At 71.1% G+C, this 20,379-nt stretch carries 16 protein-coding genes; 9 read left to right on the top strand and 7 right to left on the bottom strand.

Annotated features, from left to right (window positions below; all coding sequences use genetic code 11):
• Positions 1-49: 49 nt before the first annotated feature.
• A complete protein-coding gene (locus RDV84_RS08930) occupies positions 50-1,426 on the bottom strand; it encodes a hypothetical protein (protein ID WP_309153127.1) in 1,377 nt (458 codons plus the stop codon).
• Positions 1,427-1,698: 272 nt separating this feature from the next.
• Between RDV84_RS08930 and RDV84_RS08935 the strand changes: the two genes are divergently transcribed.
• The 3 genes from RDV84_RS08935 to RDV84_RS08945 all read left to right on the top strand — a co-directional run bounded on the left by RDV84_RS08935 (position 1,699) and on the right by RDV84_RS08945 (position 3,302).
• On the top strand, positions 1,699-2,181 hold the full coding sequence (locus tag RDV84_RS08935) for a DUF1203 domain-containing protein (RefSeq protein ID WP_250448852.1): 483 nt from the start codon (positions 1,699-1,701) through the stop codon (positions 2,179-2,181).
• A gap of 181 nt (positions 2,182-2,362) precedes the next feature.
• Positions 2,363-2,791 carry a hypothetical protein gene (locus RDV84_RS08940; protein WP_309153128.1) on the top strand — a complete coding sequence of 143 codons (429 nt, stop codon included), beginning with the start codon at positions 2,363-2,365 and terminating at the stop codon, positions 2,789-2,791.
• Between the two features lie 82 nt (positions 2,792-2,873).
• Positions 2,874-3,302, top strand: coding sequence for a hypothetical protein (locus tag RDV84_RS08945; protein WP_057949380.1), 429 nt, complete (start codon positions 2,874-2,876; stop codon positions 3,300-3,302).
• A gap of 82 nt (positions 3,303-3,384) precedes the next feature.
• Here the strand turns inward: RDV84_RS08945 and RDV84_RS08950 are convergent, their stop codons facing one another.
• Positions 3,385-4,668 (bottom strand): NAD(P)/FAD-dependent oxidoreductase, encoded by a 1,284-nt coding sequence (locus RDV84_RS08950; RefSeq protein ID WP_250448854.1) that lies wholly within the window; start codon positions 4,666-4,668, stop codon positions 3,385-3,387.
• Positions 4,669-4,678: 10 nt separating this feature from the next.
• Positions 4,679-5,632 (bottom strand): transaldolase, encoded by a 954-nt coding sequence (gene tal / locus RDV84_RS08955; RefSeq protein WP_309153129.1) that lies wholly within the window; start codon positions 5,630-5,632, stop codon positions 4,679-4,681.
• A gap of 166 nt (positions 5,633-5,798) precedes the next feature.
• Here tal and RDV84_RS08960 point away from each other — a divergent pair, with 166 nt between their 5' ends.
• Complete coding sequence (locus RDV84_RS08960) at positions 5,799-6,641, top strand: NYN domain-containing protein (RefSeq protein ID WP_057949377.1); 843 nt, start codon at positions 5,799-5,801, stop codon at positions 6,639-6,641.
• A 353-nt stretch (positions 6,642-6,994) separates the two neighbouring features.
• Here RDV84_RS08960 and RDV84_RS08965 read toward each other — a convergent pair whose 3' ends face one another.
• Positions 6,995-8,476, bottom strand: coding sequence for a hypothetical protein (locus tag RDV84_RS08965; RefSeq protein ID WP_309153130.1), 1,482 nt, complete (start codon positions 8,474-8,476; stop codon positions 6,995-6,997).
• Between the two features lie 825 nt (positions 8,477-9,301).
• Between RDV84_RS08965 and RDV84_RS08970 the strand changes: the two genes are divergently transcribed.
• Complete coding sequence (locus RDV84_RS08970; protein ID WP_309153131.1) at positions 9,302-9,742, top strand: g-type lysozyme inhibitor; 441 nt, start codon at positions 9,302-9,304, stop codon at positions 9,740-9,742.
• A 462-nt stretch (positions 9,743-10,204) separates the two neighbouring features.
• Here the strand turns inward: RDV84_RS08970 and RDV84_RS08975 are convergent, their stop codons facing one another.
• Positions 10,205-12,457, bottom strand: coding sequence for a primosomal protein N' (locus tag RDV84_RS08975; protein WP_336044545.1), 2,253 nt, complete (start codon positions 12,455-12,457; stop codon positions 10,205-10,207).
• Between the two features lie 443 nt (positions 12,458-12,900).
• On the opposite strand from RDV84_RS08975, the gene RDV84_RS08980 reads away from it, so the two are divergent.
• Together RDV84_RS08980 and RDV84_RS08985 are read left to right on the top strand one after the other, a co-directional pair.
• Complete coding sequence (locus RDV84_RS08980; protein ID WP_309153133.1) at positions 12,901-13,917, top strand: hypothetical protein; 1,017 nt, start codon at positions 12,901-12,903, stop codon at positions 13,915-13,917.
• Positions 13,914-14,606, top strand: a complete 693-nt coding sequence (locus RDV84_RS08985; protein ID WP_309153134.1) for a DUF3106 domain-containing protein — start codon at positions 13,914-13,916, stop codon at positions 14,604-14,606. The genes RDV84_RS08980 and RDV84_RS08985 overlap by 4 nt, the downstream gene beginning before the upstream one ends.
• A 201-nt stretch (positions 14,607-14,807) precedes the next feature.
• On the opposite strand, the gene RDV84_RS08990 is transcribed toward RDV84_RS08985, so the two are convergent.
• Entirely contained in the window at positions 14,808-15,134 is a 327-nt protein-coding gene (locus tag RDV84_RS08990; RefSeq protein ID WP_250448861.1) for a DUF4286 family protein, read from the bottom strand.
• A 77-nt stretch (positions 15,135-15,211) separates the two neighbouring features.
• The gene (locus RDV84_RS08995; protein WP_078999244.1) at positions 15,212-16,702 is read right to left on the bottom strand and encodes a DUF3667 domain-containing protein; all 1,491 of its coding nucleotides are present in this window, start codon (positions 16,700-16,702) and stop codon (positions 15,212-15,214) included.
• A gap of 119 nt (positions 16,703-16,821) precedes the next feature.
• Here RDV84_RS08995 and RDV84_RS09000 point away from each other — a divergent pair, with 119 nt between their 5' ends.
• Both RDV84_RS09000 and sppA read left to right on the top strand, forming a co-directional pair.
• Positions 16,822-18,243 carry an MATE family efflux transporter gene (locus RDV84_RS09000; protein ID WP_078999243.1) on the top strand — a complete coding sequence of 474 codons (1,422 nt, stop codon included), beginning with the start codon at positions 16,822-16,824 and terminating at the stop codon, positions 18,241-18,243.
• A gap of 171 nt (positions 18,244-18,414) precedes the next feature.
• A complete protein-coding gene (gene sppA, locus RDV84_RS09005) occupies positions 18,415-20,301 on the top strand; it encodes a signal peptide peptidase SppA (protein WP_309153135.1) in 1,887 nt (628 codons plus the stop codon).
• Positions 20,302-20,379: the final 78 nt, after the last annotated feature.

Consider the following 20,379-nt stretch of genomic DNA (forward strand, 5'->3'; position numbering starts at 1 on the left):
GGCCTCGCGCTCCGGCGCGCGCCGTCGCCCCACCCGGGCAGCGGCGCGCTCAGCCGCCGGGCCGGGCGCCTTCTTTTTCCAGCGCTTGGTCCAGGAGCCGGTACAGCGCCTTGAGCTGCGAATGCGAACGCAGGCCGCCGCTGCGCACGCTCAGGTCGAGGGTGCGGGTCTCGGCCTGCAGGATGCGGGCGAGATCGGCTGCGGATAAGTCGCCGTCGCCGGCGCGGTCGGCCGCCGCCAGCATCGGATACAGCGGCGAATGCGGAAAGTCGCGCGCGGCCTGCGTCAGCATCGCGCGGTAGGCCGGGTCCGGCGTCGCGCCCGCGGCGGGGCCCGCGTGCTGGATGCGGCTGCGCGCGAAGCGTTCGTCGCGATAGCGCTTCCAGCCCAGTTCGTCGCTCTCGGCGAGGCCGGCGGCATCGCCCGCGCTTTGCTGCAGATAGGCCAGCACGCGCAGCGCTTCCAGATCGCCGGCCTCGCTGCGGGCGCGTTCGCGCAGCGTGTCGCCGTGACGGGCGAGCAGGGCGGCGAAATCCGGCGGCTGCACGGCGCGCGCCACCGCGCGGCCCAGCGCGACCCGTCCCAGCGCCGAGCTGGCCGGGTACGGATGGGCCGACGGCGGATGACCGCCGACGATCACCCGGCACCGCTCGAGGTCGTCGTAGCCGAAGGCCTGCGCGCTGTCGCGCAGCTTGGGCCACAAGCAATCCCATTGCTGGCGCTCGCGTTGTTGCGGACCCCACTGCGTGCGCGCCAGCGTGATCGCGGCGTCCTGCGCCGACGCTTGCGGCGCGGCGTTCCACCAGTCGCCGTGCCAATCGAACGAGCGCGCGAGCAGGCGCTCGAGCGCGACCCGGTCGCCGCCCGCGGCCTGGCGGTAGTCGCGGTCGAAAAGGCTCAGTTCGCTGGGGCCGCCGAAGACTTCGTACGACATCTTCTCGGCGCCGACGTGGTGCGAATCGACGTCGCTGTCGCGCACGATCGCGACCGCGCCGCGCAGGTCGCCGCGTGCGAGATGGCAATACGCGGCGACATAGGTGGCCGTAGCCGGGATGCCGACGGGCCCGGCGCGCAGTCGCGCCCACAACGGCAACGCGGCGGCGCAGTCGTCCTTGCGGGTGTAGTGCAAGGCCAGCTCGAACAGGATTTCCGGTTGCTCCGGCTGCAGCGCGTCGGCGCCGCGGTGCAGGCCCAGCGAGGCGTCGGGCGCCATCGCCCACAGCATGTTGCCGATGGCGAAGCGGCGCGCGGCACCGCCGCGCTCGGCGTAGGCGACCAGTTCGGCCACGGCCTGGTCGAGCCGGCCGGAGAACTGCAGCGGCAGGTGGCGCCGGCCGAAGTCGTCGGCGGCTTGCGATTCGGCGCCGACTTGGGCGAGGAAGTCCTCGGCCGACACACGGGTTGCCGCCGGTGTCGCGGCGGGCACGGGAGCCTGGAGTCCAGGCGGGGCCGCGTTCGCGCCGGCGCAGGCGGCCGCGGCCAGCGCCAGCAGCAACGCCGGCGTCGAACGGCGGCGCGGACGCGGGTACGTAGTCGGGGGCGGATTGCGCTGCGCGCTCATGCGGTCCTTCATCGGCGAGTCGCGTCTTGCGCGCGGGCCGCCAGCCTAAACCAATGCCCGCGCCCCGCAAGACCCGGATATCGCCGCCGCCCCGGCCGGCCTAACTTGGCACCGTCCCCCACACCGGAACCCGCGCCATGCACGCTTATCGAATCGACGGTCTCGCCCCGCACGCTTTCGCGCCGTTGTTCGCGCTCGACGACGACGCGCTGCGCGCGCACGGCATGCGCCGGGTCGTGGCGGATTCGCCGACCGGGTATCCCTGCCGCGTTTCGCTGGCCGAGGCCGCGCCCGGCGAGCGGTTGTTGCTGTTGACCTTCGAGCACCATGATTGCGACGGTCCGTATCGCGCCAGCGGCCCGATCTTCGTGCGCGAGGGCGCGGTGCGCGCGCCGACGCTGCGCAATCGGCTGCCGTCGATCCTCGCCACCCGCCATCTGTCGCTGCGCGCTTACGACGCCGACGGCTGGATGTTGCAGGCGCGCGCGCTCGAAGGACGCGACGCCGAGGCGGCGGTGCAGGAACTCTTCGACGATCCGCGCGTGGCCCGGATCCATGCCCACAACGCGCGCTACGGCTGTTTCCTGTGCGCGATCGAGCGCGAGCCCGCGCAGGCATGAGCCGGCGCCATTCGCGGTTGCGCCGGCGCGCAACTTCGCCGCCGCCGCGCCGCGCGGACGGTTGAGAACTGCAAGCCGCGTCGCAGCAATGCGGCGTCCTCCTTGCCGGCGCCCGCGCGCTGGCTCAAGACTGCGGCGCCGGCCGCGCCATGCGCCGGTCTAAAACCAAAAGGAGGGGGTCATGGAAGTGAGCAAGATGCTGATCGCGGCAGGCTTCGCCGCGGCGTTGTCGTTGGTCGCGGTCGCGCCCGCGCGCGCGGGGGATCTGAGCGGCGCGCAACTGACGTGCTATGTCGACACCTTCGCCTTCGACGTGCCGCAGGCGCAGTGGTGCCACAGCACCTGGACGCCGGGAACGGCGACGAATCCGTCGGTGGCGATGTTCGAGGTGACCGGCCTGGCGGCCGGCAACTACAGCTTCGCCTGGACCGATCTGGAAACCGGGCAGACGCCGTCGGGTTGCGGCAACGCGCAATACTGCATCGTTCCGATCGCCACCGAGACCCGCGGCGACGGCGAGGCGCGCGCGCGCGTGGTGGTGACCGACACGGCCACCGGCGCGCAGCGTTCGCTCGATGCCACGGCGTGGTACTGGGACGGCTACAACTGATCGCGGTCGCCGCGCGCGCCGGCGGCGAACGCCGTAGCGCGCGGCGGATATCGAATCACGCATATCGGACAAGGAGAGTTTCATGCGCATCAATACAAGCATCGGCCTGGGCGCGGTCGCGCTGGCGCTGGCCATGGGCCACGTCGCGCCGGCGCAGGCCGGCAACGTTACCGGCGCCGGCATGGTGTGTTACGTCGACACCTTCCGTTACGACATCCCCACTCCCGACACCTGCAGTTCGTGGTGGGTGCCCAACGGCGCGCACCACACGTCGGTGGCGGTGTTCAGCGTGACCGGCCTGCCGGCCGGCAACTACGGTTTCGTCTGGCGCGATCTGGAGACCAATGCGATCGTCGCGTCCTGCGCCAACCAGAACGCGTGCGCGGTGCCGATCACGACCGACCTGGCCGGCGACGGCGTGGCGATCGTGCAGGCCACCGTGACCGACCTGGACACCGGCGCGAGCCAGCAGGTGCAGGCGACGGCTTACTACTACGACGGATACACCTGAGCGGGCGCTTGGCCACGAACGAAAAAGGGCGCCCTCGGGCGCCCTTTTTTTACCGTGGCCTGCGTCGCCGCCCGGCCTGGACTCAGTCCTCGTCGTCGTTGGCGGACTTGTCGTCCACGCCGCCGAGGATGATGCGGGCGTGGCGCTGGTAGGTGTAGTACGCCCACGACCAGTTGAGCAGCACGATCAGGCGGTTGCGGAAGCCGATCAGGAAGAACACGTGCGCGGCCAGCCAGAACGTCCACGCCAGCACGCCGGAGAAATGCCAGCCGTGCAGGTCCACCACCGCGGCGCGGCGGCCGATGGTGGCGAGGTTGCCGAAGTCGACGTAGCGGAACGGCGGCGGCGCGGGCTTGCCGGCCAAGCGCGCGCGGATGGTGCGGGCGACGTAGCTGCCCATCTGTTTGGCCGCCGGCGCCACGCCGGGCACCGGCTTGCCTTCGTCCTGCTGCAGGCTGGCGAGATCGCCGGCGACGAAGATCTCCGGCCGGCCGGGCACGCTGAGGTCGGGCAGCACCTGCACGCGGCCGGCGCGGTCGCGCGGGACGTCGAGCAGGGCGCCCAGCGGCGAGGCCGCCACGCCCGCGGCCCACAGCACCGTGCGCGCGGGAACGAACTCGGCGCCGAGGGTGTAGCCGTTGGCGTCGATCGAGCCCACCGGCGTGCCGGTGGAGACTTCCACGCCGAGCCGCTGCAACTGCGCGCGCGCCTTTTCCGACAGCGATTCGGGAAAGCTCGCCAGCACCCGCGGCCCGGCTTCGATCAGGCGCACCCGCGCCTGCGCCGGATCGATGCGGCGGAACTCGCGGCGCAGGGTCTTGTGCGCGATCTCGGCCAGGGTGCCGGCCAGCTCGACCCCGGTCGGGCCGCCGCCGACCACGGCGAAGTGCAGCCACGCCGCGCGTTCTTGCTCGGTCTGCGCCGCCTCGGCGCGCTCGAACGCGAGCAGCACCCGGCGGCGGATGTGCAGGGCGTCGTCGAGGGTCTTCAGGCCCGGCGCGTGCGCGGACCATTCGTCGTGGCCGAAGTAGGCGTGGGTGGCGCCGCTGGCGAGCAGCAGGAAGTCGTAGCCGATGCGCTCGCCGTCGGCGAGGACGACGCAGCGCGCGTCGGCGTCGAGGCCGACGACCTCGCCCAGGCGCACTTCCGCGTTGGCCTGCTTGCGCAGGATGTGGCGCAGCGGCGCGGCGATGTCCGGCGAGGACAGGCCGGCGGTGGCGACCTGGTACAGCAACGGTTGGAACAGGTGGTGGTTGCGGCGGTCGATCAGGGTGACGCGCACCGGCGCGGACGCCAGTGCGCGGGTCGCCCACAGTCCGCCGAAGCCGCCGCCGACGATGACGACATGCTTGCGGGTGTCGGACATGGCGGCCTCCTCATCCGTTCAAGCGTTGCGCGAGCAGGTCTTCGAGCTTGCGCTGGTCGGCGGCGAAGCGGCGGATGCCGTCGGCGAGCTTGTCGGTGGCCATCGCGTCCTCGTTGTGCTGCCAGCGGAATGCGGCCTCGCTCAGGCGCTCGCCCGGCGCGGCGCGCGCGCCGTCGTCTTCGAGCGCGCGCGGCACCTCGCCGTCGCTGCCTTCCAGCTCGCCGAGCAGTTCCGGCGAGATGGTCAGGCGGTCGCAGCCGGCCAGCGCCAGCACTTGGCCGACGTTGCGGAAGCTGGCGCCCATGACCACGGTGTCGTAGCCGTGGCGCTTGTAGTAGTTCCAGATGCGGGCGACCGACTGCACGCCCGGATCGTCCTGCGGCGTGGCCGGCTTGGCCGCGCCGTTGGCCAGGTGCCAGTCGAGGATGCGGCCGACGAACGGCGAGATCAGGTACACGCCGGCTTCGGCGCAGGCCACCGCCTGGGCGAAGGAGAACAGCAGGGTGAGGTTGCAGTGGATGCCTTCGCGTTCGAGCTGCTCGGCGGCGCGGATGCCTTCCCAGGTCGAGGCGACCTTGATCAGCAGGCGGTCGCGGCCGATGCCGGCGGCGTCGTAGAGCTCGACGATGCGCCGCGCCTGGTCGAGGCTGGCCTGGGTGTCGAAGCTCAGGCGCGCGTCGACTTCGGTGGACACGCGGCCGGGGATCAGCTTGAGGATCTCGCCGCCGATGGCCACCGCCAGGCGCAGGCCGGCGTCGGCCACGCGCGCCTGCGCGTCGCCGCCGCGGGCCTGGGCGACGGCGGCGTCGATCAGCGGCGCATACGCGGGCAGGGACGCGGCCTTGAGCAGCAGCGAGGGATTGGTGGTGGCGTCGAGCGGGTGGAAGCGGGCGATGGCCTCGATGTCGCCGGTGTCGGCGACCACGGCGGAGAGTTGGCGCAGCTGTTCGAGTCGGTTGCTCATGGGCAGTGGGGTCTGTCGTTAGGTATCCGCGCCATTTTCGCCCATTGCGGTTAGCCCGTCATGAAACCGGCGCTATCTTCTGACTGGCGGCCGCGCGCATCGCCGCCCGCGCCGGCTTGCGCTAGGCTGGCGCGGACGGCCGCGCCGCGGCCGGGGAGCTGAGCGCATGGCCGTGGCCACGGAAGAAAAACGCATCGCCCTGTTGATCGACGCCGACAACGCGCCGGCGGCCAAGATCGAGGTGATCCTGGCCGAGGTCGCCCGCTACGGCGCGGCCAACGTGCGCCGTGCCTACGGCAACTGGAAAAGCCCGAACCTGAAAAGCTGGGAAGCGGTGCTGCACGAGTACGCGATCCGCCCGATCCAGCAATTCGCGTATTCCAAGGGCAAGAACGCCTCGGACATGGCGATGGTGATCGACGCCATGGACCTGCTGTACGCGCGCAACCTCGACGCCTTCGCGATCGTCTCCAGCGATGCCGACTTCACCCCGCTGGTGATGCGGCTGCTGACCGACGGGGTCAAGGTCTACGGCTTCGGCGAAAAGAAAACGCCCGAGCCCTTCGTCAACGCCTGCTCCAAGTTCACCTACGTCGAAGGGCTGGGCCAGCCGGCGGCGGAAGTGCAGGCCGACGAGACCGTGGCCACGGTGGCGCTGCGCAGCCCGCAGGACCTGCGCAGCGACACCCGCCTGGTGCGGATGCTGCGGCGCGCGGTGGAGGCGGCCAGCGGCGACGACGGGTGGTCGCATCTGGGCGCGGTCGGCAACCAGGTCGCCAACCAAGCGTCGTTCGACTCGCGCAATTATGGTTATCGCAAGCTCAGCGATCTGATCGAAGCTTCGGGGTTGTTCGAGACTCGCCGCAATAACAAAGTCGTGTGGGTCCGCGACAAGCCCAAGAGCAAGGCGGTCAAGGATGCGGCGAAGGACGCGGTCAAAGAGCCGGGCAAAGAACCTGACAAGGCCGGCGCGGGCAAGCCCAAGGTCAAAGAGGAAACGAAGGCGTAATCGCCCTTCGCAGCGAACGCGGCGGACGTATCGCCGGGATCGCGGTGTCGCGGCGGACGGCCGCTGTAGGCGCGACGCGAGTCGCGACCGTGGGGCGGCCGTTTGCGTCGCAGGCGCGGTTTCGCGGTCGCGACTCGCGTCGCTCCTGCAGGGGACGGGTGCGGCTCAGTAGAGATCGGCGGGGTCCACTTCGAGCGACCAGTGCACCTTGCGCGCTTCGGGCGCGGCGTGCTGTTCGAGCCGCTGCGCCGCCGCCGTCTCCCGCGAGCGTTCGGCTCAGAACGAAGCCGGACGCTCCCCGAGTATCCCGGGTGCGGCCCTTGCCTCACCGGTGGCCGGAACCTTCCTGCGTGTCAGCGGCCGCCACGCGAAGGCGCGGCCGGCGATTCGGTCGCCATTTCCGGTGCGGGCGCGGCCGGGGTCTGCGCGCGTTGCGCCGCTTCTTGCCGGTCGGCTTCGGCTACGGCCGACGCACGCAGGTCCTGTCCCGCCGGCTGCTCGCGCGCAGCGGCCAGGGCGGCGCGATCGCCGGCCAGCATGCCATCGAGCAGGTTCGACACCGCACTGGCGTTCGCAGTCGGCGTGGCAGCGGCAGGCGCGGCCGCCGCAGCCTGCTGGCGGCCCTCCTCCGGCTTGGCGCTGTCGGTAGCGGGCGCCGCGGCAGACGGATTCTGCGACGGCGGGAACGTGTCCGTCTTCAAGCGATGCAGCACGTCCGCGACATCGGGCTTGGGCGCGTCCAGGATGGCCAGTTCGAGGTCGCCCTTGGGGCCGGTCAGCTTCCAGGAGTTTCCGTCCCGATACCCATCGCTGAGGTCCTTGGGATCGTTGATGCCGTTGTGCTTGGCGATCAGCAGGGCTTCGGCGACCGTCTCGTAGGACGTACCCGCCGGCGCCAGCACCCGCAGCTTGTTGAACAGCGCTTGATCGCCCGGCGGGATGCCTTCCTTGAGTTGCTTGAACACCGCTTCCTGCTGGGCTTGCTCGGGCGTCTTCTCGCCCGTGGTCGCGCGCCCGTCGGTCCACGCCGGATTGACGAGGGCCTCGGCCATCTTTTTCGATTCGACTTCGACGTCCGCGCGCGTGACGGTGCCGTCCGGCCCGACCACACGGGTTTCCACGATCGGCCCGAACTGGCCGGTGCGCGAAGTGCGCTGGGCATGCCCGGCCATGACGGCTTGGCCTTTCTCGTTGGTCTGGATCCAGGCACCGTCCATGCCGGGACTCGGCTGCTTCAAACCCACCGTGACGCTGGCCTCGACGCCGATATCGCCGGCCTCGACGCCGACGCCGACGCCCACCTTGGTCTGGTTGGGATCCATGGGCAGCGCGCCGGGGCCGTGCCCGACCTTCGCTTCGACCCCGGGAATGGGCGTGGGCACCGAAACGCCGACCTCGCCGGTTTCCAGGTTCTTGGAAATGGGGCCGGCGCCCTGCGTGTAGCTGCCGTCGGTCAGGCTCACTTCCTGGCCGGCGCCGTTCTTGATCGAAATGTCCACATCGACTCCCGCCTCTTCCGGGGCGAAGGCCATGTTGCGGCCTTTGCGATGGGCATCGCGGTACTCGGCGAAGGGATCCGGCTTGGCCAGCGCGTTGCGCAGATAGCCGGCCTCTTCGGGCGGAATCATCTCGGAGATCTTCTGGGTGATCTCGGCCTGACGATCCTTCGGCATGAACCGGATGCTTTCGGTCAAGGTCTGGATATTGAGCATGCCGTCGGGCTCGACGCTGCGCGCGTACTCGATCATCTGGCGCGCGACGTTTTCAGTAGGCGCCCTGGCGATCCTTTCGGCGACATCGGCCGCTTCATCCATGCTTGCTGCTTCCTTCGCCATCGGGCCGCTCCTTGTCGTCTGGTGGATTTCGTTCGCGCGAACCGCCAGTGTGTCACGACGCACCCCGTTCATTATTCATCGCGCTGTACCTGTGGCTCGTTTCGCGACATTCCGCGCAGAGTGTCGGTTCTTCATTTACCTAAATACCGAATGGTCGCTCGCGGCATCCGTCGCCGGCCAATACCAAGGCCGCGCATGAAGCGCAGGATTCGGCGCATCGCGCCGAGCGCGCGGCGCAGGCGGCGCGCAACGCGGCGGAAATCGCTGGCAATGCGACGCGGCGCGAACGCCTCAATCGCGGTATTGCAGTCGATCCGCCGGCGACGCCGGGTGGGTTGATCTCGCTCAATGCGCTGAATCAGTTGGGTTCGATGCAGGTGGCGCCCAGCCGAGCGAACCAGACCGCGGCGCCCACGAATTACGCCGAGGTGGCCGACCGGACCTGAGCGCGAAGTCGGGGCGATCGCTCAGCGTCCCGCCCCATCGAGCGCGGCTTGCTCGCCGCCAGCGGGCCGCACCGCGCAATCGTGCTCGCCCAGGTTCCCAGTCGCGACAGCTGCTCCATCACCGGTCCAAAGGCCAGGCGGCCAAGGAACAGACCCACGATGGCGCGGGCAAGCCAGCGGCCAAAGGTAGGGACGAAAAGGGCTGGGCGGCGCGCAGAAATAGCTGTGCACTCGCTGCGTGCCTGCATTGCAACTGCATGTGGACTGCCGATTCGGCGCAGTGCGGGCACGCGCTCGCAACGCGGCGAAAAAACTTCAACCCGCGCTCAGGCGCGTGCGGTAGATTCCGCGGTTCCTCCCTGTCGCCGAAGAGACCCGCATGCATTTTTCTCCCGCCCGTTTCGCTCGAATCGCGGTCCTCTCGCTGGCGCTCGCCGCCGGCGCCGTCGGCGCGGCCGACAAAGTCGTCACCGTGCCGGTGAAGTTCGCCAAGGGAACCACCGGCACCACGGTCAAGGGCGCGATCAAAGGCTACGACTCGGTGGAGTACCTCGTCGTCGCCCGCGCCGGTCAGACCCTGCGCCTGACGATCTCCGGCAGCACCAACGCCAACGTCAACGTCTTTCCGCCGCGCGCGAACGGAACGCCGGACCCGGACGCGGACGGCCTGGAACTGAGCAGCGACTATCAGAACGGGCGTTCGAGCGAGAGCGCGGTATTGCCGGCCAATGGCACCTATCGCATCCAGGTGTACCAGTTCCGCGCCATCGCGCGCCGCGGCACGGTGTCGAAGTTTTCGTTGAAGATCGATATTCGGTGAGGGGCGGTTGGGGCGTGCGCGTATCGGCGTCTCATCGCAATCGAGCGTTCGCGGTCGCCGTTCGTGCAGCTCCTACTGTCTGAAGCGCAAGCGACCGGAGCCCCTGTAGGAGCGGCGCAAGCCGCGACCGCGCCGTCGCTGCTGCGGCGCAAGTTTCGTCGTAGTCGCCGGTTCGCGGTCGCGACTCGCGTCGCTCCTACAGTTTGAAGCGCAAGCGACTGGAGCCCCTGTACGGGCGGCGTGAGCCGCGACCGCGCCGCCGCTGCTGCGGCGTAAGTTCCGTCGCAGTCGCCGGCTCGCGGTCGCGACTCGCGTCGCTCCTACAGTCCGCGACGAAACCGGCCGGAGCCCCTGTAGGAGCGGCGCAAGCCGCGACCGCGCCATAGCGACTACGGCGCAAGCTTTGTGAAGGCTGCAGATCCGCGCCCGCAGCGCTTGAAGGAACAGCCGTGCCGGCGCGGCTCAGTACAGATCCGCCGGATCCACGTCCAGCGACCAGCGCACCTTGCGCGCTTCCGGCGCGGCATAGATCGCCGGCAGCGCGGCGTCGAGGGCGGCGTGCAGTTCGCGCCGTTGCGGCGCCGACAGGATCAGTTGCGCGCGCAGGTAGCCGGCGCGGCGCGGCATCGGCGCGGGCACCGGGCCGTTGATCTCCAGCGCGCTGCGCTCGATGCCGTCGTGGCGCGCGCGCTGCGCGGCCGCCTGCTGCAGCTCGCGCCGCGCCATCGCCAGGAACGCGTTGGCCAGTTCCACCTGCTGCGCTTCGGCGCGGATCAGCGCCATGTGCGCGAACGGCGGGAAGCCGGCGGCTTCGCGCTGGGCCAGCTCGACTTCGGCGAAGGCGTGGTAGCCGCCGGACAACAGCGTGATCAGCAGTTCGTGTTCGGGATGGTGGGTCTGCAGCACCACCTCGCCGGGCTTCTCGGCGCGGCCGGCGCGGCCGGCGACCTGGATCAGCAGCTGCGCGAGTTTTTCGCGCGCACGGAAGTCGGCGCTGAACAAGCCTTCGTCGATGCCGACCACCGCGACCAGGGTCAGGTTGGCCAGGTCGTGGCCCTTGGCGAGCATCTGGGTGCCGACCAGCACGCCCGGCGCGGTGCCGAATTCGGCCAGCAGCTTCTCCAGCGCGTCGCGTTTCTGGGTGGTGCCGCGGTCGATGCGCAGCACCGGGAAATCCGAGAACCGCGCCGCCAGCGATTCCTCGATGCGCTCGGTGCCGGCGCCCTGCGATTGCAGGGCCAGGCCGCCGCAGTCGGGGCAGGCGTCGGGCGCGGGGCGGCGGGTGCCGCAGTGGTGGCATTGCAGCCGGCGGCCGCCGGCGTGCACGGTCATCGGGGTGGGCTTGAGCGGGGTGCTGCAGCGCGGGCAGTGCGCGGTCCAGCCGCAGTCGTGGCACAGCAGCACCGGGGCGTAGCCGCGCCGGTTCTTGAACACCAGCGCCTGGCCGCCGGCGCGCAGTTCGGCGTGGATGCGTTCGAGCAGTTCCGGCGACAAACCCGCCTGCAACGGCCGCTTGCGCACGTCGAGCACGCGCACCCGCGGCGGTTGCGCCTGGCCGGCGCGGCGCAGCAGGCGCAGGTGGCCGTAGCGGCCGGCCTGGGCGTTGCGCAGCGATTCCAGCGACGGCGTGGCGCTGCCCAGCAGCACCGGCACGTCCAGCGCCTTGGCCCGGACCAGGGCGAAGTCGCGGGCGTGGTAGCGGATGCCGTCGAGCTGCTTGAAGCTGCCGTCGTGTTCCTCGTCGATCACGATCAGGCCCGGCTCGGCCAGCGGCAGGAACACCGCCGAGCGGGTGCCGACCGCGACCCGCGCCTCGCCGCGCGCGAACGCGGCCCAGGTGCGCGCGCGTTCGCCGTCGGCCAGACCGGAGTGCAGCGCGTGCACCGGCACGCCGAGGCGGGCGCGGAAGCGCGCCAGGGTCTGCGGGGTCAGGCCGATCTCGGGCACCAGCACCAGCGCCTGCTTGCCGCGCGCCAGGCAGTCGGCGATCGCGCGCAGGTAGACCTCGGTCTTGCCGCTGCCGGTGACGCCGTCGAGCAGCAGGCCGGTGAAGCCGGGCGCGGCCAGGATCGAATCGACCGCGGCCTGTTGCTCGTCGTTGAGCGGCGGGCCGGGTTGCGGTGCGGGCGCATGGGCGACGGCCGGCACCGCGACGCGTTCGGCGTGGCCGCGCTTGGCCAGGGCGCGGGCGGCGCTGCGCCAGTCCTCGAGCAGGTCGTCGAGGCGGTCTTCGTCGAGTTCGCCGTGTTCGTCGAGCAGGTCCGACAGCCGCCGCGGCTTGCCGGCGCGCAGGCCGGGCCGGGCGGTGGCGCCGGCCTCGGTCAGGCGCCAGGCCCAGGCATGGGTGTCCGGCAGCGGCTCGCCGTGGCGCAGCGGGCCGGGCAGGGCGGTGGCGAGGACCTCGCCGAGCGGGGCGTGGGTGTAGCGGGCCAGCCAGCGCAGCGACTCCAGCAACTCGCCGTGCAGCAACGGCTCCGGGTCGAGCCGGGCCAGCACCTGCTTGAGCGCGGCCGGGTCGGTGCCGGGCTCGGGCGCGCCGGTCTCGGCGACCAACCCGACCAGCTCGCGCCGCCCGAACGGCACCCGCACCCGCGCGCCGACCGGGTCGCCGCCGGCGTCGCCGGCCGGCGGCAGGTAGTCGAACAGGCGCGGCAGCGGCACCGGCAGGGCGATGCGCCAGACGGTGGGCGATGGGAGCAACGGGGCCTCGGGCATCGCATCAGTCTAGCGAGCGCGCCGGCCTGGGCGGCAGGCGGGACTTTGCCGGCCATTGCTGCGGGGCGCCTGACAAAGCCCGCGCAAGTGGCTGCCTGTTAAAGGAAATCGCGCTTATCCACATGGGTTGTGGATAAATCTGTGCATGGTGTGTCGGCAGGGCTGCGCGAGGGCGTTGAATCAAGCCCTCGGGTTAGGTTGGTGAAAAAATCGCCAATTGCAGGTTTTTCTTATGAATCATGTGCTTAGCCGTGAAACATCGCTGTAACAAGGGGGTTTGGTTCCGTGAAAGGGCGACGCATGACGGTTCCGTTACTGCTGTGCACAACCGGATTTTCGCGCAAGCCGCGTCCCGCCTCGCGCTGACGCGGTTTGGCGGTTTGTCAAGCAGTTTTGCGCACGTCCGGCATCGCTATGATGCGCCGTATGGTGAAGTCGTTCCGATGAGTTCCACACCCCCCGCCCCGGGGCCGTCCACCCCCCGAACGGACGCGCCCGCCGCCCCTGCCGCGCTGTCGGCGTTCCTGCGCGGGATCGAGCGCCGCGGCGCGGTGCTGGCCGAGTTGCAGGCCGGCGACGCCGCCGCCGGCGACGCCGCGCTGGTCGCCGCCATGGCCGGGTTCCGCTCACTCGCCGCCGAGACCGCATTGAACGAATGGCCGGCGCGCTTCTGGTCGTTGCTGCTGACCCAGCCCGGCCTGCGCCAGCGCACCGCGGTGGCGATCGCCCTGGACGCCACCGACCGGCTCGGCGAACTCGGCAGCGGCCCGCGCGCGGCGCTGCTGCTGCGGCTGGCCGCCGGCCTGGCCGAACCCGAGGCGGCGGCGGTACTGCACGTCGCCCCGGCGACCTACCGCATGGCCCTGCAGCGGGCGTTGCCGCGGCATGCCGACGGCCGCGCCGACCCGCAGGCCTGGCAGCAACTGCGCGAGCAGATCCACCGCCGGATCAAGACCTTGCCGCCGGAACGCCTGCAGCGTCTGGCGCAGGCGCGCGACGCCGCGCTGCGCAACGCCGCGCCGGGCGCCGTGCCGCCGGGACGGCGCGCGCCGGCGCCGGCGCGCCCGCGTCCGCGCTGGCTGATGCCGCTGCTGTGGAGCCTGCTGGCGCTGTGCGCGTTGGCCTTCGCCGCGACCTTCTGGTGGGCGGCCGGGCTGCCCGGCGGCTGGCTCAGCGACGGCCCCGACGGCGTCACGGTGGCGCCGCTGGCCGAGGGCAGCGGCCCGGCCGAGCGCTACAGCCGCGACGCCGGCCTGATCGCCGACGGCGACTTCGGGCTGCTCGCCGACCCGCAGGGCGAGGCGGCGTCGGCCGCGGTCGACTTCGACAGCTGGCTGGCCGCGCGCGACGCCGGGACGATCCCGGCGGTCGCCGCGCCGCCGGCCGAGCCGGCGGCGACGCCGGCCCCGGTGGGCAACGACCGCGCGGGCCTGGAAACCGATGCGCAGGAGGGCGAATGAGCCGGACCACGGTCGCGCGCACGTTCTGCTCCGGCGCGCGTTTCGGCGCGGCCTGGAGTCGCATGCCCTGGTTCGGTGTCGTGGCGCTGGCCACGACGCTGGCGCTGAGCGCGCCGGCGCGCGCGCTGCCGCCGGAACTCGAACGCAGCCTGGCCCGGCTGCCGGCGCCGGTGCAGGCGCGCATCCGCGCCAACGGCGCGCGCTGGGACGGCTGGAGCGAGGCGCAACGGCACGAATTCGCCCAGCGCGCGGCACAGTGGAACCAACTCGACGCGGCCGAACGCGGCGCCCGCCGCGAACGCTACCTGGCCTGGCAGGCGCTGAGCGCCGACGAACGCGCGCAGGCCCAGGCCGCCGCCGCGCGCCATGCCGCGCTGCCGCCGGAGCAGCGACAGGCGCTGCGCGCGCAATTCGACGCGCTCGACCGCAGCGAACGCCGCGGCTGGCTGCTCGGCCCGGCGCTCGGCGCGGACTACCCGGCGTTGCAGCCGCTGCTGGCGCAGTTGCCGCAGGAACAGCACGCGACCTTGCTGGCGGCGCTGCGCGGGCTCAGCGCGGCGCAGCGCAAGGACCTGGCGGTGCTGGTGCAGCGCACCCCGCCGCAGGAGCGCGAGCGCCTGCGCGCGGGATTGCTGGCGACGCCGGCGGCGCAACGCGGAACCTGGTTGCACGACGCATTGGCGCGCTAGACGCGGGTCGTTCGCGCGATCGCGCGGACAAGCCCTCTATTGCCATGGCCGGCCTGGCCCAGAATTCGCCGTCTTTGCGTTGTCGCGGTCGCGGCTTGCGCCGCTCCTACAGTCGCAAACGAAACCCACCGCAGCCCCTGTAGGAGCGGCGCAAGCCGCGACCGCGCCAATGCGATTACGACGAAACCGCGCGCCCGCGCCTCAACGCGGCAACACCCGCATCACCCGCCGGCTCGCGTCGAAGCGTCCGCCGAAGCGGGCCAGGCCTTCGCCGCGCATGCGCGGCGCGTGGTCGCGCAGGTAGGTCTCCAGCGCCGCCGCATCGCGCAGCCGGTAGCGCACGCACAGCGCCAGCCGCCCCGGCGCGGGCGCCGGATCGGCGAGTTCGTGCAGGTCCGCGCCGAGGAACCCCGGCAGCGCGCAGATTTCGTCGATGTGCCCGCGCAGCCAGGCGAGGAAGTCCGCGGCGACCGCCGCGTCCACGTCCAGCGATACCTCGTAGATGGTTTCGTCCGCGGTCGCGTGCATGGTCTGGATCTCCGAGTCGTGGTCGTGCGTCCGCGTCGCGTTCGGCGGCACCCGCGAGGCGTCGCCGTCGCCGCGCCTTACATCCGCACGATCGCCGCGGCCATGATCCCGGCCGTGGCCAGACTCATCAGGAAGAAGTAGGCGCCGCCGATCAGGGTGTAGCGCAGCAACGTCAGCGCCCAGCCGTTGGCGTAGACGCGCTTTTCCATCAGCAGCAGGTAGATCGGCATCCACAGCCACAACAGGCCGATGCCCAGGCCCTTGATCCAGGCGAAGCCGGCCCAGTGCGGCGCGATCGCGTCGCCCAGCAGCATCAGCACGAACATCGCCAGCAAGGCCAGGCACAGGTAGGTGTGGCTGTACAACGCCACCACCAGGTGTTCGAGGTAGCCGCGGCCCGAGCCGAGGTAGGCGATCTTCAGCAGCAGGGCGAAGATCGGCACCATCAGGAACAGCGCCGAGGGGATCGCGCCGATCAGCGCGTGGATGTACAGCGCCGGGTCTTTGGTCGCGCGCTGGAAATTGGCCTCGCCCTTGCCGACCTGGCGGTTGAGCCAGTCGTTGGCGAACCGCGGCCACCACGTCACCGTCAGCGGATTGGTCTTGGCGTCCCAGGGCTTGCCGTTGAACGAGATCGGATCGTCCATGCCGTCGCAGTCGGTCTCGCCGTAGCGCGCGCGGTCCTTGTCGTGGGCGCGGGCGCCTTCGCTGGACGCGGCGTGGCCGATCTGCAACTGGGCGATGCGGCAGCCGGCTTCGGCGTTGGCCACGCGGATCTGCGCGGCCAGGGTCGAGGCGTCGCGCAAGCCGGCGGCCTGCGCGGCGTGTTCGTCGCGCAACCGGGCGATGCGCGCGTCGCGCAGGCGCTCGACCTCGGCCAGGTCCTTCGCCGCTTCCATGCTGCCGGGCTTGGGCGCGGCGGCGAGGCGGTCGCCTTCGGCGCGTTGCGAGGCCACGTCCTGCGCGCTCAGCCCCTGCTCGGCGCGCAGCGCTTCGATGCGCTTGTCGGCCTGGCGCTGGACCCCGGCGATCGAGGCTTCGATGGTGCTGCGCGCCACCGGCGCGGCGGCGGCCGCGACGCGCAGCTCGCCGACGATGCGCGCGCGCAGTTCCTCGACCTCGACCACGCTCTGCGCGGCGCGCATCTGCTTCTTGACGTTGCCCAGGCGCACCGTGGTGCTCTGCGCGGTGTCGATGTCGAAATGGGTGGCGGTCTCGACGTGGATCGCGAACTGGGCGACGAAGAAGGTCAGCACCGAGGCGATCACGAACAGCCGCAGCGGCGGCAGGTAGCGCACGCGGTGGCCGGCGAGGTAGTCGCGCGCGACTTTGCCCGGAGACAGCAGATCGCGCAAAGTCCGGAACACGCGCCCGTCCAGGTGCCAGAACGACTCGAACACCTCCTCGACCGCATGGCCGAAATTGCGCACCGGGTTGTGCACCGACTGGCCGCATTCGTGGCAGTAATGCCCGTGCAGGTCGGCCCGGCAGTTCTCGCAGTGGCTCGGGCGGTCGTGGCCGTGGCCGTGGCCGGCCGACGCGGCCGTGGCTTCAGTGGTTGCGCTCATGTATCGAGAAACGAGGCTCCCCGGCCTTCACTTTCGAGCGGGTAAGATAGCCGTCCGCCGCGACCCGGCGCCAGCGCCCCGACCGGATGCGCGGCCGCAGTCGCCGTTGGTTTCCCCCCATGTCTGCGTCGTCCCCCTCCGTCTCGAGCCCCGGCCTGGCCCGGGAAATCCGTACTACCTTGGTTCTGGCCGCGCCGCTGGTCGCCGGCCACGTCTCCACCGGCCTGATCGGCTTCGTCGACAACACCCTGGCCGGCCACCACAGCACCACCACTCTGGCGTCGGTGACCATCGGCACCGCGTTGTGGTGGCTGCCGATGATGGTCCCGATCGGCACCCTGTTGTCGGTGCCGCCGTCGGTGTCGCAACTCGAAGGCGCCGGCCGCCGCGGCGAGATCGGCGCGCTGTTCCGCCAGGCGCTGTGGATGGCGCTGCTGTTGAGCGTGTTCCTGTTCGCGTTCCTGACCCTGATCCCGTACGCGTTGCCGGCGATGGGCATCGCCCCGGAAATCATTCCCGGCGCGCGCGAGTTCCTGCACGGCATCCGCTGGGGCGTGCCGGCGCTGACCCTGTTCTTCTGCATGCGCTATCTCAGCGAGGGCCTGCACTGGACCTTGCCGACCATGCTGCTCAGCGCCGGCGGCCTGCTGGTGCTGCTGCCGCTGGGTTATGTGCTGACCTTCGGCAAGTTCGGCCTGCCCGAGATGGGCGCCGGCGGCCTCGGCATCGCCTCGGCGGCGATGCTGTGGGTGCAGGCGATCGGCTTCTTCCTGGTCCTGCGCGCGGCCAAGCGCTTCGCCGACCTGCGCCTGTTCGAGCGCTTCGACAAGCCGCACTGGCCGACCATCCGCGGCCTGCTCGCCACCGGCCTGCCGATCGGGGTGACCGTGCTGATGGAAGGCAGCTTGTTCATCGTCACCGCGCTGCTGATCGGGCGGCTCGGCGAGGTGCCGGCGTCGGCGCACCAAATCGCGATCAATCTCTCGGCGCTGTGCTTCATGGTGCCGATGGGCCTGGCCGAGGCGACCACGGTGCGGGTCGGCCATGCCCTGGGCCGGCGCGACTACGCCGGCGTGCGCCGCGCCGGTTTCGCCGGCTACGCCATCGTCATCGGCACGCAGTTGTTCTCCGGCATCCTGCTGCTGAGCGCGAACGAGGTGCTGGTGAGCTTCTACACCACCGACGTCGCGGTCGCCTCGCTGGCCGCCTCGCTGCTGCTGTACTCGGCGATGTTCCAGTTCCCCGACGGCATCCAGGTACTGTCGGCCGGCGCGCTGCGCGGGCTCAAGGACACCCGCGTGCCGATGGTCCTGGCGGCGCTGGCGTACTGGGGCGTGGGCATGCCGATCGGCGCCGGGCTCGGGCTGGGCCTGGGCTGGGGGCCGAAGGGCATGTGGATCGGCCTGATCGCCGGCCTGACCGTGGCCTCGGTCCTGCTGTGCGCGCGCTTCCTGCGCTCCAGCCAGCCGCAGCGGCTGGCCGAGCGGATGGCGCGCGAGGCGCCGCACGAGGTCGATCCGCACGAGACCGGCTGCACCTGAGCGCGCCCGGACGGCGGCCGCCCCGGACCGGGCCGGCCGCCGCCGAGCGTTGCGCAGATGAACGGATTGCGGCCGAATCGCAACTTTTCCACCACCCTACGTTACGAATGGCGGGTGAAACCCCGCCCCGCGCCGGGTTAGTCTGAGCGCGTACACACGGAGCCTGTGCAAATGAACGAGACCCTCCCACGTCGCGGGCCGCTGGCCCGTTTCTTCGTAGGCGCCTGGGACGCGATGAACTTCACCCGCCGGTTGGTCTTCAACCTGGTGTTCTTCGGTTTCATGCTGATCGTGGTGCTGGCGATGCTGTTCGGCGGCAACACCAAGCCGTTCCAGGACCGCACCACCCTGGTGATCGCGCCGGAAGGCAACCTGGTCGAGCAGTACAGCTCCGACCCGGCCTCGCGCGCGCTCAACCGCGCCCTCGGCGACAAGAATCCGGAAGTGCAGTTGCGCGACGTGGTGCGCGCGCTGGACGCGGCCAAGAACGACAAGCGCATCGAGCGCGTGGTGCTGCGCCTGGACAAGCTCCAGTCCGGCGGCATGGCCGGCCTGCGCGAGGTCGCCGCCGCGGTGGCGCGGGTGCGCGCGGCCAAGAAGGAAGTGATCGCCTTTTCCGAGAGCATGGACCAGAAGCAGTACCTGGTCGCCGCGCAGGCCAACGAGGTCTATCTCGACCCGATGGGCGCGATGATGCTCGAGGGCCTGGGCCGCTACCGCCTGTATTACCGCCAGCTGCTGCAGGACAAGCTCGGCGTGGACGTGCACCTGTTCCGGGTCGGCGAGTTCAAGTCGGCCGCCGAGCCCTACATCCTCGACGCCGCCTCGGAAGAGTCCAAGACCGCCGACCTGTTCTGGATGAACGACCTGTGGCAGCGCTACCTGGACGACGTGGCCAAGGCGCGCAAGCTGCAGCCGGCCGCGCTGAGCGCGGCGATCGACGAACTGCCGGCGCGGCTGGACGCGGCCCAGGGCGACCTGGGCAAGTACGCGCTCGGCCTGAAGCTGGTCGACGGGCTGAAGACGCGCGAGGAAGTGGACCAGATCCTGACCAAGCGCGGCGTCGCCGACGAGGACGCCGACGGCGGCTTCCGCCAGATCGCGATGGACGCCTATCTGTTCAACCTCGACCGCGTGGTCAACCCGGCCGACAGCCGCCCGCAGGTCGCCATCGTCGTGGCCGAGGGCGAGATCACCGGCGGCGAGCAGCCGCCGGGCACCATCGGCGGCGTCTCCACCGCCGCGCTGCTGCGCGAGGCGCGCGACGACGACAACGTCAAGGCGCTGGTGCTGCGGGTCAACTCGCCCGGCGGCGAAGTGTTCGCCTCCGAGCAGATCCGCCGCGAGATCGTCGGCCTGAAGGCCGCCGGCAAGCCGGTGGTGGTGTCGATGGGCAACCTGGCGGCGTCGGGCGGTTACTGGATCTCGATGAACGCCGACCGCATCTATGCCGATCCCTCGACCATCACCGGTTCGATCGGCATCTTCGGCCTGATCCCGACCGTGCCGCGCGCGCTGGAGAAGATCGGCGTGCATTCCGACGGCGTCGGCACCACGCGTTTCGCCGGCTCCTACGACATCACCCGGCCGCTGGCGCCGGAAGTCGGCCAGGTGATCCAGACCATCATCAACAAGGGCTATGCCGACTTCACCGGCCGCGTCGCGCAGGCGCGCAAGAAGCCGGTGGCCGACATCGACGCCATCGCCCGCGGCCGCGTGTGGAGCGGCGCGCAGGCCAAGGAACGCGGCCTGGTCGACGAGCTGGGCGGCCTGCAGGCCGCGGTCGACGACGTCGCCAAGCGCGCCAAGCTCGGCAAGGCCGAGGACTTCCGCGTGCGCTACGTGGAGAAGACCCCGAGCCCGTTCGAGCGCTTCTTCGCCGGCTTCGCCGGCAGCGGCGCCGGCGCGGCGGTGCTGGGCCGGTCCGAGTTCGCCCACAGCCTGCTGATCAAGGCCGTGCCGCAGGCGGCGGCGGACCTGCGCTTCGTCGAGAACGCGACCAAGTCCGGCAACGGCGCGCCGGTGAAGGCGCTGGCGTACTGCTTCTGCACGCTGTGAGTTGAGCGCATCGCGGCCGGCGTCTTGCGCCGGCCGCGCAAACGAAAACGCCGCATCGTTCGCGATGCGGCGTTTTCG

Source organism: Lysobacter yananisis, from assembly GCF_031199375.1.
Taxonomy (GTDB): domain Bacteria; phylum Pseudomonadota; class Gammaproteobacteria; order Xanthomonadales; family Xanthomonadaceae; genus Lysobacter; species Lysobacter yananisis.